The sequence below is a fragment of the Actinokineospora auranticolor genome (assembly GCF_002934265.1).
GTDB classification, from domain to species: domain Bacteria; phylum Actinomycetota; class Actinomycetes; order Mycobacteriales; family Pseudonocardiaceae; genus Actinokineospora; species Actinokineospora auranticolor.
Window position 1 is genome coordinate 300721 of the sequence record NZ_PTIX01000009.1, and the last position, 16451, is coordinate 317171.

Genomic DNA, 16451 nt, shown 5'->3' on the forward strand with positions numbered 1-16451 from the left:
TCATGTAACGTCTCGAGCGCACGCGGAAATTCGCCACGGGCGGCCTGGGCTGGCACAGAGGTGTCAATCATGCCTCTAAGGAAGCAGGCAGGGACTTCGGTTCGAATCTCACCTCGGCCACGACCGATATCGGTCGGACATTGACGCGGATTGGCCGTGAGCGGCGGAGAAAAGATCCGGCAACACCGCCCCCGAAGGGAGTATGTCGAGCCTCGTCGGGTTATCCGGTGGCGGGGACGGTTAAGGTCGGGAGGTGGAGATCGGGAACCGACGGCGAGACCAGCCCCCGCCGCCGTGGGTGGTGTTCGAGGCGTTGGTGGAGCGGTCGCCGCGGTGGTTGCGGTTGTTGGCGGACGAGCGGGTTCCTGACGTCGTGGAGGCGGTGTCGCCGTCTTTGGTGGTGTGGTCGTCGTTGTGGGTGCGGCGGGCGGACGCGGTGGTGCGGTTCGAGTTGGCGCCGCGTGGGATGGGAACGGCGCTGCGTTGGATCTTGACCGTGGACGAGCCGGCACCGGACGCGTCGCTCGTGGGCCACCTGCGCAGGCGCGTCAACGAGTTGATCAACGCGGACCTGCGGTACTCGTTCGGGCAGTGAGGGTTGCCGGGCGGGGTGCGGGTCGGGTCAGTCGGGTGGGTTGAGGGTGACCGTGCCCTTGGCGCCGTCCACTCGAACGGTGTCTCCTGTGGACAGTCTCGTTGTCGCGTCGCCGCAACCGACTATGGCAGGGATGCCCAGTTCTCTGGCCACGATGGCGGCGTGGGACAGCGGGGCGCCGATGTCGGTGACCACGGCGGCGGCTCTGGGGAAGATCGGGGTCCAGCCGATGTTGGTGGCGGGGGCCACGAGGATTTCGCCGGGGCGTAGGGACTGTGCCTCTTCCACCGTTGTGGCCACGCGGGCTGTTCCGGTGATGATGCCCGGCAGGCCGGGGAGGCCAGTGATCTCCGTTGCGGACCGGTGGGGTGGCGGGTTCTTGGTGTGGATGTCGGTTCTGCGGTCGGGGGTGGACGCCCAGGTGACCGGGTCGAACTCGCCTCTGATCATGGGCGGGTAGGGCGGAAGGGCGCGGTAGGTGCGTAGGGCTTGGCGGCGGGGCGGGAGGGCGGCGAGTGGGGTTTCGTCGCCTGCCAGTAAGAGGAGGGTTTCGGGGAAGGTGAGCAAGAAGATATCTTCGCCGAGGGTGGTCAGGGTGGCGGCGCGGAGGTAGAAGGCTCGGAAGACGGTGAAGGTGCGGACCATCTCGGAGCGGGCGCGTTCCCTGGCGCGGGCCGTCTCGGCGGCGCGGTCGGCGGCGCGGCGGAGTCGGGGGGCGCGGCGGGGGTGGGTGGTTTCCAGGTGACGCCACGCGTCCGCTCGCGCTTCGGACTGGCGGGCCAGGAGGTCCAGGGGGTCGGGGTGGAGAGCGGCCAGCTCGCGGGTGGGCCAGGTCGGGTCCTCGTAGGGCGCGGGGCGGAGACCTCGAACTCGTCGGCGCAGCGGTGGCCCCAGTGGCGGACGTAGGTCTCCTGGTCCAGGTCGCCGTCGCGGAGGTGGGCCAGACCGACCAAGGGGCCGAGGCTCGCGAGTTGTTCGGTGTCGTGGAGGCCCGTGGTCAGGAGTACGGCGTCGTCCCCGGCCAGTGCGCGCAGCCGCACCGTCACGCGTTGACCCGCCCCGCCGGTGCGGGCGCCCGCGTCGAGGGTGGCGCAGTCTCGGCGGAGCAGTGCGTCTATGTCGGACCGCCAGAGGGCGAGCAGTTCGCCTTTGGTGGTGCACTTGGTGATTCGGTCGCGTAGTGACGCGCAGCGGGCGGGGGTGCGGGCCAGTAGCTCGGGGAGGCGTTTGCGGTATTCGCGGACCTGCTTGAGCATCGGCACGGCTGTGGCGACGGCGGCGCGCAGGACCTGGCGACGGGACATGGGGAGACCGGGGATCTCGACGCCGCGCGGGACGCGACCGAAGGAGCGTTCGGTCCGGCGGCGGACGAGGCCGCCCAGGCCCAGGGCGCGGCCTACCGCGACCTGGGGGCTCAGGTTCAGGTAGAAGCGGCCGCCGATGTTGCCGGTGGTGGGGTGGCCGCCGACGGTCGCCGACGACAGCTCGCGGACCAGGGACCAGGTGGCGGGGGTCATGACGCTGGGAATGGCCTCGCCGACGTTGGCGGAGGTCCACAGGTAGTCGCCGCGCAGGCTGTCGTTCCACACCTCGGCGACGGCGGTGGTGATCGGGCGGGCCTGGAGGATCGCGAAGCCGCCCGGGTGGGCCGCCCACTCGACGTCCACGGGGACGCCGAAGAGGTCCTGGATGTCGCGTCCGATGGCGGCCAAGGCCAGGACCTGGGTTTCGTCGAGTACCGGGGCGCGGCGGCGGTTTTCGGGCACGGCGACGTTCCGCGTGCCCTCGGGAGCGCACACGGTCATGACGGCCTTGTCGGCGATGTGACGGCGCGTTTCAGCGCCACCGGACACGGTGTGGGTGTCCGGTGTCACCTGGCCGCCCACCACGGCCTCGCCCAGGCCCCACGCGGCGTTGATCACCGTCTCGGTCGGGTCGCCGGTGTCGGGGTTCGCGGTGAACAGCACACCGGCGGACGTCGCGTCCACCATGCGCTGCACCACGACCGCGATGGCCAGCCCGTCGTCGGGTACGCCGTGCCGCGCCCGGTAGGCCACGGCGCGGTCCGTCCACAGCGACGCCCAGCACCGGCGCACGGCGTCGAGGACGGCGTCGGCGCCCTCGACGGCGAGGAAGGTGTCGTGCTGACCGGCGAAGGACAGCTCCGGCAGGTCTTCCGCCGTGGCCGACGAGCGGACCGCGACCGGGCCGCCGCCGAGGTCGGCGTACGCGCGAGCGACCTCCCGGATCACCGCGGGCGGTACGGCCCAGCGCATGAAGCCCGCCGGGTCGCCGTGGTGGGTGTCGAGGAAGAGGAACTCGCGGTAGGCGGCCGTGGTGACGTGGAAGCCGTCGGGGACGGGCAGCCCGCCCCGCGCCAGCCGGGCCAGCGCGGCGCCCTTCCCGCCGACGGCGGCCGGGTCGGCCGCGGGGTCGTCGAGGGGCAGGACCACCGCGTCGCTCATGCGGGACATCGTCGCAGGCAAGGCAACCCCCGCCCGGGACACCACTCGAGCCACCCGATCCCCGCGGACGCGGTGCCGTGAGCGGGAATCAGGTCCCGGCCGCGGCGGACACGGGTGGTACCTCTCCCGGCCACCTCCACGGCACCCATGGCACCGCCGATCACCGGCGACCCCGCGCGCACCCGCCGCCGACGCCGGCACAGCGGCCAACCTCGGACGGGATAACAGGACGCGGGCGTCACGGCCCGGAAACGCTCCCAGTGGGTCGAGTCAGGGAACCCAGGTGCGTGGATCCGCGCGCCATCGCGGGGCCGTGGTTCGGTCCCGTTGTGTGTGCCGGTGCCTGGTCGAGGTCGTCGAGCCGGTGGGGCTCGGCGTGCAGGAACGCCTCAGGTCTTGGTCAGGATAGCGGTTCCGGCCAAGGGAAGTCGGGGACTCGAAGGGGCCTGTGGACAACTTCCGCGGGGGACTACTCGCCCAGGTCGGCGGAGAGCCAGTGTTCCGGGTGGAGGTGGATGGTGATCGCTTCGCCGTGGTTCTCGGTGGCGAACTCGATGTACTCCTCCAGGCGCTCTGGGGCGATGTAGCGGGTGGCCATCTCGCGCAGGGTTTCCGGGGTGCCGGGTTCCGTGCGGACGACCGGGCCCTCCACCGACACGTACCGGACCGTCGGCGTGAGGCGTTCCACCATCAGGGAGAACCGGCCCGCCGCCGCGATGAGACGGGCCTTGCGCGAATCGACGCCGGTGTGGATCCACAGGTCGCCGCCGGGCTCGTACTGGTACCAGATGGGCACGACGAGCGGTGCTCTGCCATCCTCCGCGGCGACCGCCAAGGCGCCGATGTGGGGCTGCGCCAGGAACTCCTCACGTTCTTCCACGCTCAATGCCATGATCCCAACATACGACAGAACACCGACCGGCCGGTCCGCGCCGCAAACCACGGGTCTTGTCCCCTGTTCCGGTGACGGTCCACCCGCTCGACCTCTCCGGACGCCGCTGTCACCCCGTTCGGTATAAGGAGACGTGATCTTCGACGCGGACGAGCCCGCAGCGGGCCCCCTGGCCGACCTCGACGGCTACCTGGCGATGCCGCAGGTGGCCGGGCTCTGGCTGGCCCCGGACGGGCGCGCGCTGGTGGTCGGCGCGGCGACCCCGGACCACACCGGCACCCGGCACGCCAAGGCGCTGTGGGAGATCGACCCCGACGGCGTCCGGCAGGCGCGGCGGCTGACCAGGGGCGCGGAGGGCGAGACCGGCGCGGGGTTCACACCGACGGGTGACTTGCTGTTCACCTCGACCCGTCCGGAGCCCGGCGCGGACGACGGGCAGGCGCTGTGGGTGCTCCCCCGGTCGGGTGGCGAGCCGTGGGTGGTGGCGCGGCCGCCGGGCGGGGTGCGCGGGGTCGCGGTGGGCGCGGACGGGACTGTCGTGTTCGGTTCCGGCATGCTGCCGTCCGCCACCGACCTCGGCGCCGACCAGGCGCTGCGCGCGCGGCGCGAGGACGCGGGCGTGTCGGCGATCCTGCACGACGAGTTCCCCATCCGGCACTGGGACCGCCACCTCGGCCCGGACCGCCCCCGGCTGTTCGTCCTCGACCCCGGCGGCCCCCGCGACCTCACCGGCCACGTCGGCCGCGCGCTCGGCGAGGACAGCGCCTGGGACGTCACCCCCGACGGTTCCACGGTGGTCACCACCTGGGCGGTCACCGAGCCGTGCGGGTCCCAGCGCTACACGCTCGTCGCCGTCGACAGCGCGACCGGCGCGCGCCGGGTCGTCGCCGACGACCCCGGGCACGAGTACGACGCGCCCCGTGTCTCCCCCGACGGCACCCGGGTCGCCGTCGTCGTGCACCGCCGCAAGGACCCGCACGACCCGGGCGACCGATGGCTCGGCGTCGTGGACCTGGCGGGCGGCGCGGTCACCCCGCTGACCGCCGACTGGGACCGCTGGCCGCACGCGCCCCAGTGGACCCCCGACGGCACCGCCCTGGTCTGCGCCGCCGACCACTTCGGCCGCTCCCCCCTGTGGCGCGTGGACGCGACCACCGGCGAGGTCACCCGCCTGACCGACGACGACGGCGCCTACACCGACCCCCGGGTCTCCCCCGACGGCCGCTGGGTCTACGCGCTGCGCTCCGCCATAGACAGCCCACCCGCACCGGTCCGCGTGGACCTGGCCGACGGCACCACCACGCCCCTGCCCGGCCCGGCCGAGGCCCTGGGCGCGACGGCGGCGGTGCGCGGCACGCTCACCGAGGTCACCGCGACCGCCGCGGACGGCACCCCGCTGCGCGCCTGGCTGACGCTGCCGCCGGACGCCTCCCCCGACTCCCCCGCGCCGCTGCTGCTGTGGGTGCACGGCGGCCCGGTGCTCTCCCGCAACAACTGGTCGTGGCGCTGGAACCCGTGGATCCCGGTGGCCCGCGGCTACGCGGTGCTGATGCCGGACCCGGCGCTGTCCACCGGCTACGGCATCGACTTCATCCGCCGCGGCTGGGGCGCGTGGGGCACCAGCCCGTACACGGACCTGATGGCGATCACCGACGCCGCGCTGGCCCGCCCGGACCTCGACCCGGCGCGCACCGCGGCGATGGGCGGCTCGTTCGGCGGCTACATGGTCAACTGGATCGCCGGGCACACCGACCGGTTCCGGGCGATCGTCAGCCACGCGTCGGTGTGGGACCTGGACCAGTCGACCGACACCGCCGACATCGCGCACGACTTCCGCCGCGAGATGACCCCGGCGATGGCGGAGGCGAACTCGCCGCACCACTTCGCCGCCGCGGTCCGCACCCCGGTGCTGGTGATCCACGGCGACCGCGACTACCGGGTGCCGATCAACGAGGCGCTGCGGCTGTGGTGGGACCTGTGCTCGCACGCGGGCGAGTCGCACCCGCACCGGTTCCTGTACTTCCCGGACGAGAACCACTTCGTGCAGGCGCCCGGCAACGTCAAGCTGTGGTACGCCACGGTGCTGGCGTTCCTGGCCCAGCACGTCCTCGGTGAGGAGTGGCACCGCCCCGACCTGCTGGGATGACCCGCCGGGACGGTGCCGGGCCGACTTCGCGAGCGCCCGGTCGCAAGCCGCGGCCGGGCCGGGTGATGGGAACGAATGTCACTGTCCCCCGAAGAACCGTCATTACGCGCGCGCGTTGAACGGGTGTAATCGGCCTACCGACACGCACAAGGAGAACGCCCATGCGGCCGTACACGAGGGCTCTGGGTGCCGTCGCGCTGCTCTTCGCGACGATCCCGCTCTCGACCGGGTCCTACCAGCTCGTGGGTGCGCAGCAGGTGGAGCTCCAGGCACGGGCCAGCGTCAGACCGGCGGCGCCGCCGACCCCGCAGCCGGTGGTCGCGGTCCCCTGCCACCACGAGGTGGGGTAGTTCGCGCTTCCCAGGGGTGAGGGAGCGGGGACGCGCGCGCCGCCGCCGGTGGGGGCGGACCACCGACCGGCGGCAGGCGCGTCCCCGTTATCACTCCACTGTGGATGGTTACGCCCCGTGCGCGCGCAGCGCCGCCGAGAACCACTCGAAGGCCGGGACGCGCGGCGGGAACGGCTCACGGCCGTTGAGGACCCCCAGCAGCGCCCAGTACCGCTCGACCCGCCGGTCGGCGAACCGGTCCAGCCGGTCGGCGGCGGCCACGCGGTCCGCGGCGGGCAGGTCGGCCGGGATGATCCGGTGCAGGACCTCCCGACCCTCCGCCGACTCCGGCGCGACCCCCGCGTCGAGCGCGGGCACGGCGTGCTCGACCACCTTCGCCGGGTCCGGGTCGCCCGCCACCGGCGCGCCCTCGGCACCCGCGACGGCCATCTCGCGCACGCGGGCCTGGAAGTCCGGGTCGGCGACCAGTTCGGCCAGCTCGACCCAGGCGTCCACCTGGTCGGCGGTCGGCTCCTCGGGCAGGTCGGCGGGCAGGCCCCGCATCGCCTGAGCGATGCCCGCACCCGGGGCCGCCGAGTCGACCCCCTCGAAGGTCCGGTCGACGAACTCGTCGATGACGCGCTGCCGCTCCTGGGCGGACAACCGGGCCATCTTGTGCATCAGTCTCATCTCCTCTGTCGAGCTTCCCCGCTGCGCGACCGACCGCAGGACCGCTCGGCGCAGCCGCAGGGTCCGGATCTCGGTGTCGATGGCGCGCACGTGCGCCTCGGCGACGTCGGCGAGGGTGACCTGGTGGCGCAGCACGCGCTGCACGGTGTCCAGGTCGAGGCCGAGGTCGCGGAGGGTGCGCACCAGGTCCAGCCGGGCCACCGCCTCGACGTCGTAGAGGCGGTAACCACCCGTCGACCGGTCGGTGGGCGGGATGACCCCGCTGTCGGACCAGAAGCGGATGGTCCGCACCGGGAGCCCGGTGCGGGCGGCCAGTTGGCCGATGGTGAACAGGTCGGTCACACGGATCAGCGTGGAGGTTCCAGTGGGTGGAGACTCAAGCGGGGTTATCTTTCCGTGACCTGAGGTCGCCCGCGGGCGCGACGCGCTTGAGCAGCGCCACGAGCTGGTCGCGCTCGGTGTGCGACAGCGGGGCGAGGATCTCGGACTCGGTCTCGCGCACGCGCACGTCGAGCCGCTGGAGCGCCAGGGCGCCCTCGTCGGTGAGGGTGACGACGTTGCGCAGGCGGTTGACCGGGTGCGGCTTGCGGTCCGCCTGCCCGGCCGCCTTGAGGCCGTCGAGCAGGGCGACGAGGTCGCAGCCCTCGAGCCCGGGCAGCCTGCCCAGCTCGTCCTGGTACGCCGACCCGGTCTCGGCGAGCGCGGCGAGCACCACGTAGTGCCGCTTGTGCATGCCGTGCTCGGCGAAGCGGTCCCGCAGGGCCCGTTGGGCGTGCTCGGCGAGCCGGTCCACCAGCCACACGGCTTCGTCGAGGCGGTTGCGGGCTCCCTGGGGCTGCGGCATGGCGAATACGGTACTTGCCCGGTCCGGGTTCGCGGAGTACGCGGTCACCGTGGTCGCGTGGGTCGCGCGGGTGCCCGCGGACCTGGACGCGGCGGCGACCGCGCTGCCGCGGGCGGCGTCGCGCGGATCGTTCAGGGCACCGGGCGCCGGGCGGGCTCGCGCCGACCGCGCGGGATCCCGGGCGCCCGCACGGTGATCGGGACGACGGAACCCGCGGGTGCGACGCGCGCGGCAGGACCGAAAAGGATGGTTCTCCACATCCCACCGAGTTGTCCACAGGTCTTCCGCCACACCGTTTTCCCGCACCGGCCGGTGATAGCGTTGAAATCCGGGGACCCCCTGGCCAGGCGGGGGATCTCTGTGGCATGCGCGGAATCGGGTCGACACGATCGGGAGCCACGCGCGGGAGTGGCCCAGTCAAGCGGGAGTAGCGCAGCCGAGCGGGAATGGCCCAGCCGAGCAGGAGTAGCCCAGCCGAGCGGGAATGGCTCGGCTGGTGCGGGCAATTCGGCCGTGTGCGGGCAAGTGGGGTCAGGTGAGCACGTGCGATGTGGTTGTGGGGCGGGGAATCGCCCCACAACCACGTCCGCGCGTCAGGCGCCCACGTAGTCGGCGAGGTGTTGGCCGGTGAGGGTTCCCCGCTTGGCGACCAGCGCCGACGGGGTGCCCTCGAACACCACCTTCCCGCCGTCGTGGCCCGCGCCGGGGCCGAGGTCGATGATCCAGTCCGCGTGCGCCATGACGGCCTGGTGGTGCTCGATGACGATCACGGACTTGCCCGCGTCCACCAGGCGGTCCAGCAGGGCCAGCAGGTTCTCCACGTCGGCCAGGTGCAGGCCGGTCGTCGGCTCGTCGAGGACGTAGACGCCGCCCTTGTCGGCCATGTGGGTCGCCAGCTTCAGGCGCTGCCGCTCGCCGCCGGACAGGGTGGTCAGGGGCTGGCCGATGGTCAGGTAGCCCAGACCGACGTCCACGAGCCGGGTCAGGATGGCGTGCGCGGCGGGGATCTTGGACTCGCCGTCGGCGAAGAAGGCCTCGGCCTCGGTGACCGACATCCCCAGCACCTCGCTGATGTCGCGGCCGCCCAGGTGGTAGTCCAGCACGGACGCGTCGAAGCGCTTGCCCTCGCAGACGTCGCAGGTGGTCGCGACGCCCGCCATCATGGCCAGGTCGGTGTAGATGACGCCCGCGCCGTTGCAGTTCGGGCAGGCGCCCTCGGAGTTGGCGCTGAACAACGCGGGCTTCACGCCGTTGACCTTGGCGAACGCCTTGCGGATCGGCTCCAGCAGGCCGGTGTAGGTGGCCGGGTTGCTGCGCCGCGACCCGCGGATCGGGGCCTGGTCGACGGCCACCACCCCGTCCCGCTTGGCCACCGACCCGTGGATCAGCGAGCTCTTCCCCGAGCCCGCGACACCGGTCACCACGACGAGCACCCCGAGCGGGATGTCGACGTTGACGTCGCGCAGGTTGTGCGTGTTCGCGCCGCGGACCTCCAGCGCGCCGGTGGACGAGCGCACCGACTCCTTCAGCGACGCCCGGTCGTCCAGGTGGCGCCCGGTCAGCGTCCCGCTGGCCCGCAGCCCCTCGACGGTCCCCTCGAACATCACCTGACCGCCCTCGGAACCCGCGCGCGGCCCCAGGTCGACGACGTGGTCGGCGATGGCGATGGCCTCCGGCTTGTGCTCCACCACCAGGACCGTGTTGCCCTTGTCGCGCAAGCGCAGCAGCAGGTCGTTCATCCGCTGGATGTCGTGCGGGTGCAGGCCGATCGTGGGCTCGTCGAACACGTACGTCACGTCGGTCAGCGACGAGCCGAGGTGCCGGATCATCTTGGTGCGCTGCGCCTCGCCGCCGGACAGGGTGCCGGTGGGCCGGTTGAGGCTCAGGTAGCCCAGTCCGATCTCGACGAACGAGTCGAGGGTGTGCTTGAGCGCGGCCAGCAGCGGCGCCACGGTCGGCTCCTTGAGCCCCGCCACCCACTCCGCCAGGTCGCTGATCTGCATGGCGCACGCGTCGGCGATGCTGATCCGCTTGATCTTCGACGAGCGGGCCAGCTCGTTGAGCCGGGTGCCGTCGCAGTCCGGGCAGGTGGTGAAGGTGACCGCGCGCTCGACGAACGCGCGGATGTGCGGCTGCATCGACTCCTTGTCCTTGGACAGCATCGACTTCTGGATCTTCGGGATCAGCCCCTCGTAGGTGAGGTTGACGCCCTCGACCTTGATCTTCGTCGGCTCCTTGTAGAGGAAGTCCTGCATCTCCTTCTTCGTGAACTTGCGGATCGGCTTGTTCGGGTCGATGAAGCCGGACTCCGTGTAGATCTTGACGGTCCAGAAGCTGTCGGACTTCCAGCCGGGGATGGTGAACGCGCCCTCGGCGATCGACTTCGAGTCGTCGTAGAGCTCGGTGAGGTCGATGTCGTTGACCTGGCCGCGGCCCTCGCAGCGCGCGCACATGCCGCCGGTGATGCTGAAGCTGCGCCGCTCCTTCACCTTCTGGCCCGCGCGCTCGATGGTGACCGCGCCCGCGCCGCTGATCGAGGCCACGTTGAAGGAGAACGCCTGCGGGGAGCCGATGTGCGGCTTGCCGAGGCGGGAGAACAGGATGCGCAGCATGGCGCTGGCGTCGGTGGCGGTGCCGACGGTGGAGCGCGGGTCGGAGCCGATGCGCTGCTGGTCGACGATGATCGCGGTGGTCAGGCCGTCGAGCACGTCCACCTCGGGCCGGGCCAGCGTCGGCATGAAACCCTGCACGAAGGCGCTGTAGGTCTCGTTGATCAGCCGCTGCGACTCGGCGGCGATGGTGCTGAACACCAACGAGCTCTTGCCCGAGCCGGACACCCCGGTGAACACCGTCAGCCTGCGCTTGGGCAGCTCGACGCTGATGTCCTTGAGGTTGTTCTCCCGCGCGCCGTGCACGCGGATGAGGTCGTGGCTGTCGGCGGCGTGCGGCGCGGCGGGCCGCTTGGCCTTGGTCATCGTCTCTCCATCGTTGTCCGACTGCGCCGCCGTCCGGGCGACAGTCCACTGTCTACCTGATGACGGCGCCCACCGGGCGGGGTCCGCGCCCGCCCGGTGGGCAGGCGCCTACTTGACCTCGTTGAAGCGGACCTGGTTGCCGGACGGGTCGCGGAACGCGGCGTCGCGAACACCGTACGGCTGGTCCGTCGGGTCCTGCAGCACCTCGTACCCGGCTGCCTTGATCTTCTCGAACACGCCGTCGAGGTCGGGGGTGGCCAGGGTGACGCGGGAGTAGCTGCCCTTGGCGATCAGACCGGAGATGGTGGCGCGCTCGTCGTCGGTCAGGTTCGGGTCCATGCCCGGGGGCTCCAGCACGAGCGCGGTGCCGGGCTGGTCGGCGGGGCCGAGGGTCAGCCAGCGCAGGCCGTTGTAGCCGACGTCGTTGCGCAGCTCGAAGCCCAGGGTGTCGCGGTAGAAGGCGAGCGCGGCGTCGGCGTCGAGGTGCGGGAGGAAGCTGTACGCGATGGTGATGTCCATGCCGAAGACACTAGGAGCGCGGCGCGGGGGATCGCTTCTCCAAAGCTGACCGTCTCCACCCGATCCGGTGACATCCCGCGACGGCCCGGTGACCGCCCTGTCGTCTTCACATGTCTTCCTCCCCTTGTCCGGCAACGGGATTCGGATGACGTTGGGGAGACGTCCGGTGAGCGGACCGGTCGCGTCGGGTGATGGTCCGAGACGGGAGGGTGTGCGCATGTGGCGGAGGCTCGCGGTGGTGGTGACCGTGCCGGTGTTGGTGGTGGGCGGATCGGCGGTGGCGGTGGGGCAGCCCTCGTCGCACGGGTGCGCGGCGATCGAACTCGTCCCGCTGCCGGGCGACGCGTGGGCCGATGCGAACGACGTGAACGAGGACGGGGTCGCGGTGGGCGTGTCCGGGGTCGGCAAGGACATCGACCACGCGGTCATGTGGAGCCGCGACCGCCTCCCGGTGCGCCTGGAACCCTTGGGCGCCAACGACGAGACCACCGCGGTGGCGATCAACGACGCGGGGGTCGTCATGGGGACGGAGACGACACCGGTCGGGGAGCGCGCGGTGCGCTGGGACCGGAAGGGCGCGCACGAGCTCGTCCCCCTGCCCGGTGACGTGCGCAGCCTCCCCACCGCCATCAACGGTCGAGGTGACGTGGTGGGACGCTCCGTCAGCAGCGCGGGGTACAACGCGCGGGTGGTGCTGTGGGGGCGCTCGGGCGCGCCGGTGGAGTTGTCGGTGCCGCCGAATCACCTGGGCGACGTCGCGGGTGTCACCGACGCGGGCGTGGCGTATGGCTTCCTGGAGGCGCTGGACGGCTCGCACCCGCTCAGCCAGGCGGCGTTCTGGCGACCCGACGGCGCGCTGCGGCTGCTGGAGGTCCCCGAGGGCTCGGTCTACTCCGAGGTGGAGGACGTGAACGAGCGCGGCGTCGCGGTCGGAAGGGTCAACGGAACCGCCTACCGGTGGGACGCCGACGGGCACGGGCAGCCCCTGGACGACCTCGCCGAGGAGAACACGGACGCGTTCGCCGTCAACTCGCGCGGTGAGTCCGTCGGGATCTCCGTCATCGCCTTCACCCGCGGCACGCGGTGGGGCCGGGCGGGCCACGTCCGCGAGCTGTTCCCGCCCGCGGACACCTGGATGCCCTGGCCGCACGACATCAACGACCGCGGTGTCGTGGTCGGCACGGCCCAGCGCGGGTGGGACACGTACCCGGTGGTCTGGGCCGCGGGCAGCGACCAGGCCACCGAACTGCTCGACCCGCACGGCGCGGCGCTCACCGGCGGTGGGGCCGCCAAGGTCACGAACTCCGGCTACGTCACCGGCGGCCGGGCGGGCGACCGCGGTGTGATCTGGCGCCTGCCGCGATCCTGATCGACTGGGCTACCGTCGGCCCGTGCGCCCCGCAGGTCGGTACGTCCCGGAATCGCCTACTCGGCTCGGCCGGTCGCCGGGGCCGGTCGGTACCGGGCTGGTGTACCTCGCCCTGCTGTTCCTGGGCTTGGCCGGGCCCGTGACCTCGCTGGTCGCGGCCGACGCCGACCTCGGCGTGGTGGAGCTGGTCGGCGCGGGCCTCACCGTCCTGTTGATGCCGCTGGCCGTGTTCTTCTGGCGCGACCTGGCCAGGAACCGGCGCGACGAGCGCCGGGTGCGGGCGGTCGGTGTGCCTGCCGCCGCGACGATCGCCGCGGTGACCTGGGCGTCGGTGGGCGACGAGACCGGGGTCGAGCTGACCCTGTCCGTCGACGGCCCGGGCCTCACCCCGTTCGCCGCCCAGCTCACCTGCCTGGCCGAGGACGACCTGCGCGAGGGCACAGTCCTCCAGGTGCTGGTCGACCCGTCCGACTACGCGTTCACGGTGGTCGGACGCTAGCGGCTTGACCCTCACGCGGCGTCATGGCGCAGAGTCGGGGGCGTGGAGGAGCACCTGACCGTGGGGCGCGTGTCCGACTTGGCGGACGTCAGCGTCCGCACGCTGCACCACTACGACGAGATCGGCCTCGTGCGGCCGTCCGCGCGCACCACCGCCGGGTACCGGGCGTACTCCGCCGCCGACGTGGAGCGGCTGAGCGAGGTGCTCGCCTACCGGCGGCTGGGCTTCGGGCTGCGCGAGATCGCCGATCTCGTCGACGACCCGACCACCGACGCGGTCGCGCACCTGCGCAGGCTGCGCGGCCTGCTGCTGGACCAGCGCGACCGCGCCGCCGCGATGGTGACCGCCATCGACGGGGAACTGGCGGCGCGGGCCAGGGGGATCAGACCGAGTCCGGAGGACCAGCTCAAGATGTTCGGCGCACAGCTGTACGACACCATCGGCTCCGCCTACCCGGCGACGCGGCGCACCGAGCCGCGCATCGCCGCGCAGGTCTGGGCGGCGCTCGGCGACGCGCGGACGGTGCTCAACGTCGGGGCGGGCACCGGCTCGTACGAACCGCCCGACCGCGACGTCACCGCCGTGGAGCCGTCGGCGGTCATGCGGGCGCAGCGCCCACCGGGCTCGGCGCCGTGCGTGGCCGCCGCGGCGGAGCGGCTGCCGTTCGAGGACCGGTCCTTCGACGCCGCCATGGCGTTCAGCACCGTGCACCACTGGCGCGACCCGATCGCCGGGCTGCGCGAGCTGCGCCGGGTGGCCCGGCGGGTCGTGGTGTTCACGCACGACTCCAGCGACGCGGGCTGGCGGCAGCGGTTCTGGCTGTCCCGCGACTACCTGCCCGAGGTCGCCGACCTGGTGGTGGGCAGGCCCACGATCGACCGGCTGGCGCACGCGCTCGACGCCCGCATCGAGCCGGTGCTCATCCCGTGGGACTGCGCCGACGGGTTCTTCGAGGCCTACTGGCGCAGACCCGAGGCGTACCTGGACGAGCACGTGCGCCGCGCGGTATCGATCTGGACGAGGGTCGGCCCGGACGCCGAGCGGCGGGCGGTGGACCGGCTCCGCGACGACCTCGCGTCCGGCCGGTGGGACGAGTGCAACCGCGACCTGGCGGGCCTGGAGGCGGCGGAACTCGGCCTGCGGCTGCTCGTAGGGTGAGCGCCACCGCCGAGCCGAGGACCGCCGATGCCCTTCACCGCCCACTGGGACACGTACGCGCCGGACGAAGTGCCCGGGGAGGAGGAGTTCACGGCCGAGTCCCCTGGGGACGTGGACCGCTTGGTCGCCCTGCTGTCGGACCCGCACGCGTCGGCGGCGACGATCGTGCACGCGGGCCGCGCGGAGGTGGTGTCCCCGTACAGCGGCGAGACCGTGCCGGACCACCTGCTGTGGGCACTGGTCCACAGCGGATTCGGCTACCTGCACTACCACGACCCGGACCACGTCTCGTGCGTGCCGGTCGGCGACCCGACATCGGCCCACCACCACTACGACTACACGGATTTCGAAGCGGGCAGCGGACTACCGGTGGACGTGTTCACCAAGGCCCTCAAGCAATTCCTCGCCACAGCCACCCGCCCCACCGTCGTCCAGTGGCGAGAGGGCTGACCCGACTGTCGGTCTAGAGAACCCTTGTGGCGTAGGAGACGATGCCGCCGTAGCGGACCGGGGCGATGCGCACGACGGAGCCCGAGTACGGGGCCTCGACCATCTGGTCGTTGCCTATGTACAGGGCCACGTGGTGGATGCGGCCCGAGGTGGACCAGAACAGCAGGTCGCCCGGGGCCATCGCGGACAGGGGGACGCGGCGGCCCGCGTCGGCCTGGTAGCCGCTGTAGTGCGGGAGGTCGACGCCGACGCCGGCGAAGGCGTAGATCATCAAGCCGGAGCAGTCGAAGCCGATCTTGGAGAAGTCGCCGTAGCTGTCGGCTACGCCGCCGTCGCGGATGCCGCGGGTGGGGCCCCGGCCGTTGCCGCCGCCCCACGCGTACTCCACGCCCAGTTGGGAGATCGCGCGGTCGATCACGGTCCGCGCGCGCTCGGAGGCCGAACCGGACGAGGTCGGGTGCGCGCCGCCCGCGGCGGCCTTCTTGGCGTTCTCCTCGTCCTCGCGCCGTTTGTCCGCCAGCCACTTCTCGTAGCGCTGCCGTTGGTCCTGCAGCCCCCCGACCTTGGACTGCGCCTCCTCCAGCTGGCGCTCGTAGTCCGTGCGCGTGACCCGCAACTGCTCGGCGCGGCCCTGCTGCTCGCGCTGCGCCTGCCGGGCCAGTTCGGTGGCCACGTCGGCGGCGTGCTTGGCCTCCTCGGCCTCGCTCTGCCTGCGGTTGGCCACTTCCAGCGCGGCCCGCGCCCGGGAGTCGAGGTTGGCCTTGCGCAGCCGGGCCCGCTCCAACTCCTGCATGGTGTCGAGTTCGCTGCCGCTGATGGCGTTGAGCATCTGCACCCGGGCCAGCAGGTCCTCCGGGCTCTTCGCGCCGATGTAGGCGGTGATCGAGCCGACCGTGCTGCCCTGCTTGAAGCTGCCCGCGGCGAACGCGTCGAGCTGGGCGCGGGCGTCGTCGATGGCCTGGCCCGCGCCGTCGGACTCGCGGCGCGCGGCGTCGGCGTCGTCGCGGGCGCGGCGGGCGGAGTCCTCGGCGGCGCGGAGGTCGACGAGCGCCTTGTTCGCGTCCTCCAGCTTGGCCTCGACGTCGGCCTGCAGGCCCATGAGCGCGGCCTCGGCCTCGGCGAGCTGGTTGGTCAACCGGCCGACGTCACCGGCCCGGCGCTCGGCGTCGGCCTTGCCTTGATCGATCTCGGAATCGCTGGGGTTGGGCGGCGGCGGGGGCACCGCGGCGGCCACCGAGGTGCCCGCCAGCGTCGCCGCCAGGGCCACCGCGGTCGCCCACAGCCCCAGCGACAGCGTCCGTCGTGCGGGCACCGCTCCACCTCCCTGCCCCTGGGCGGCTCCCCCCGCCCGCGTCGCACCGACTGTGCCACTTGGGACACTCGCCGACCACTCGTACCAGCGGGAACACCGGCCACGACGGCAACTCCCACCCGACGCCGCGACGCTGCGTGGCGACTCCCGGGTCGTTTGTGGACGGTTCAGCCACCCGAACGAGGGTTGGTGTCCCCCGCCCGATACC

The 16451-nt window shown here is 72.5% G+C and carries 16 protein-coding genes; 8 read left to right on the forward strand and 8 right to left on the reverse strand.

Annotated elements, in window-relative coordinates; genetic code table 11:
• The first annotated feature begins 253 nt into the window (after window positions 1–253).
• Window positions 254–595: a hypothetical protein gene (locus CLV40_RS18805; protein WP_104480236.1), complete on the forward strand. Its 342-nt coding sequence runs from the start codon at window positions 254–256 to the stop codon at window positions 593–595.
• 27 nt (window positions 596–622) lie between these two features.
• Here the strand turns inward: CLV40_RS18805 and CLV40_RS38955 are convergent, their stop codons facing one another.
• From CLV40_RS38955 to CLV40_RS18815, 3 genes are all read right to left on the reverse strand, one after another.
• Window positions 623–1240, reverse strand: a complete 618-nt coding sequence (locus CLV40_RS38955) for a PEP-utilizing enzyme (protein WP_219824018.1) — start codon at window positions 1238–1240, stop codon at window positions 623–625.
• On the reverse strand, window positions 1186–3060 hold the full coding sequence (locus CLV40_RS18810) for a PEP/pyruvate-binding domain-containing protein (protein WP_219824019.1): 1875 nt from the start codon (window positions 3058–3060) through the stop codon (window positions 1186–1188). Before CLV40_RS18810 ends, CLV40_RS38955 begins: the two co-directional genes overlap by 55 nt.
• Window positions 3061–3529: 469 nt before the next feature.
• Window positions 3530–3952, reverse strand: a complete 423-nt coding sequence (locus tag CLV40_RS18815; protein ID WP_104480237.1) for a pyridoxamine 5'-phosphate oxidase family protein — start codon at window positions 3950–3952, stop codon at window positions 3530–3532.
• Between the two features lie 133 nt (window positions 3953–4085).
• On the opposite strand from CLV40_RS18815, the gene CLV40_RS18820 reads away from it, so the two are divergent.
• Entirely contained in the window at window positions 4086–6098 is a 2013-nt protein-coding gene (locus CLV40_RS18820) for a S9 family peptidase (RefSeq protein WP_245931372.1), read from the forward strand.
• 161 nt (window positions 6099–6259) lie between these two features.
• Window positions 6260–6448 (forward strand): hypothetical protein, encoded by a 189-nt coding sequence (locus CLV40_RS18825; protein ID WP_104480238.1) that lies wholly within the window; start codon window positions 6260–6262, stop codon window positions 6446–6448.
• Window positions 6449–6556: 108 nt separating this feature from the next.
• Here CLV40_RS18825 and CLV40_RS18830 read toward each other — a convergent pair whose 3' ends face one another.
• Together CLV40_RS18830 and CLV40_RS18835 are read right to left on the reverse strand one after the other, a co-directional pair.
• Window positions 6557–7459 (reverse strand): helix-turn-helix domain-containing protein, encoded by a 903-nt coding sequence (locus CLV40_RS18830; protein WP_342752275.1) that lies wholly within the window; start codon window positions 7457–7459, stop codon window positions 6557–6559.
• 34 nt (window positions 7460–7493) lie between these two features.
• Window positions 7494–7961, reverse strand: a complete 468-nt coding sequence (locus CLV40_RS18835) for a MarR family winged helix-turn-helix transcriptional regulator (RefSeq protein WP_104480240.1) — start codon at window positions 7959–7961, stop codon at window positions 7494–7496.
• Here CLV40_RS18835 and CLV40_RS18840 point away from each other — a divergent pair.
• Window positions 7960–8157, forward strand: a complete 198-nt coding sequence (locus CLV40_RS18840) for a hypothetical protein (protein ID WP_104480241.1) — start codon at window positions 7960–7962, stop codon at window positions 8155–8157. The genes CLV40_RS18835 and CLV40_RS18840 overlap by 2 nt on opposite strands.
• Before the next feature lie 397 nt (window positions 8158–8554).
• On the opposite strand, the gene CLV40_RS18845 is transcribed toward CLV40_RS18840, so the two are convergent.
• Window positions 8555–10936 (reverse strand): ATP-binding cassette domain-containing protein, encoded by a 2382-nt coding sequence (locus CLV40_RS18845; RefSeq protein WP_104480242.1) that lies wholly within the window; start codon window positions 10934–10936, stop codon window positions 8555–8557.
• Window positions 10937–11044: 108 nt separating this feature from the next.
• Window positions 11045–11455: a VOC family protein gene (locus tag CLV40_RS18850; protein ID WP_104480243.1), complete on the reverse strand. Its 411-nt coding sequence runs from the start codon at window positions 11453–11455 to the stop codon at window positions 11045–11047.
• A 217-nt stretch (window positions 11456–11672) separates the two neighbouring features.
• On the opposite strand from CLV40_RS18850, the gene CLV40_RS18855 reads away from it, so the two are divergent.
• Genes CLV40_RS18855 through CLV40_RS18870 form a run of 4 tightly spaced genes read left to right on the forward strand, consistent with a single transcriptional unit; the run spans window position 11673 to window position 14931 of the window.
• Window positions 11673–12824, forward strand: a complete 1152-nt coding sequence (locus tag CLV40_RS18855; protein ID WP_104480244.1) for a hypothetical protein — start codon at window positions 11673–11675, stop codon at window positions 12822–12824.
• A gap of 22 nt (window positions 12825–12846) precedes the next feature.
• The gene (locus CLV40_RS18860) at window positions 12847–13323 is read left to right on the forward strand and encodes a hypothetical protein (protein ID WP_146108102.1); all 477 of its coding nucleotides are present in this window, start codon (window positions 12847–12849) and stop codon (window positions 13321–13323) included.
• 42 nt (window positions 13324–13365) lie between these two features.
• Window positions 13366–14481, forward strand: coding sequence for a MerR family transcriptional regulator (locus CLV40_RS18865; RefSeq protein ID WP_104480246.1), 1116 nt, complete (start codon window positions 13366–13368; stop codon window positions 14479–14481).
• A gap of 27 nt (window positions 14482–14508) precedes the next feature.
• Entirely contained in the window at window positions 14509–14931 is a 423-nt protein-coding gene (locus CLV40_RS18870; protein WP_104480247.1) for an Imm1 family immunity protein, read from the forward strand.
• 13 nt (window positions 14932–14944) lie between these two features.
• On the opposite strand, the gene CLV40_RS18875 is transcribed toward CLV40_RS18870, so the two are convergent.
• A complete protein-coding gene (locus tag CLV40_RS18875; protein WP_104480248.1) occupies window positions 14945–16243 on the reverse strand; it encodes an NlpC/P60 family protein in 1299 nt (432 codons plus the stop codon).
• Between the last annotated feature and the right edge of the window lie 208 nt (window positions 16244–16451).

Excerpts from the sequence above, each read along its gene's own strand:
- CLV40_RS18840 (WP_104480241.1), top strand. The coding sequence starts at position 7,960 with ATGGCGAATACGGTACTTGCCCGGTCCGGGTTCGCGGAGTACGCGGTC.
- CLV40_RS38955 (WP_219824018.1), bottom strand. The coding sequence starts at position 1,240 with ATGGTCCGCACCTTCACCGTCTTCCGAGCCTTCTACCTCCGCGCCGCC.
- CLV40_RS18850 (WP_104480243.1), bottom strand. The coding sequence starts at position 11,455 with ATGGACATCACCATCGCGTACAGCTTCCTCCCGCACCTCGACGCCGAC.
- CLV40_RS18855 (WP_104480244.1), top strand. The coding sequence starts at position 11,673 with ATGTGGCGGAGGCTCGCGGTGGTGGTGACCGTGCCGGTGTTGGTGGTG.
- CLV40_RS18870 (WP_104480247.1), top strand. The coding sequence starts at position 14,509 with ATGCCCTTCACCGCCCACTGGGACACGTACGCGCCGGACGAAGTGCCC.
- CLV40_RS18845 (WP_104480242.1), bottom strand. The coding sequence starts at position 10,936 with ATGACCAAGGCCAAGCGGCCCGCCGCGCCGCACGCCGCCGACAGCCAC.
- CLV40_RS18825 (WP_104480238.1), top strand. The coding sequence starts at position 6,260 with ATGCGGCCGTACACGAGGGCTCTGGGTGCCGTCGCGCTGCTCTTCGCG.
- CLV40_RS18815 (WP_104480237.1), bottom strand. The coding sequence starts at position 3,952 with ATGGCATTGAGCGTGGAAGAACGTGAGGAGTTCCTGGCGCAGCCCCAC.
- CLV40_RS18810 (WP_219824019.1), bottom strand. The coding sequence starts at position 3,060 with ATGAGCGACGCGGTGGTCCTGCCCCTCGACGACCCCGCGGCCGACCCG.
- CLV40_RS18835 (WP_104480240.1), bottom strand. The coding sequence starts at position 7,961 with ATGCCGCAGCCCCAGGGAGCCCGCAACCGCCTCGACGAAGCCGTGTGG.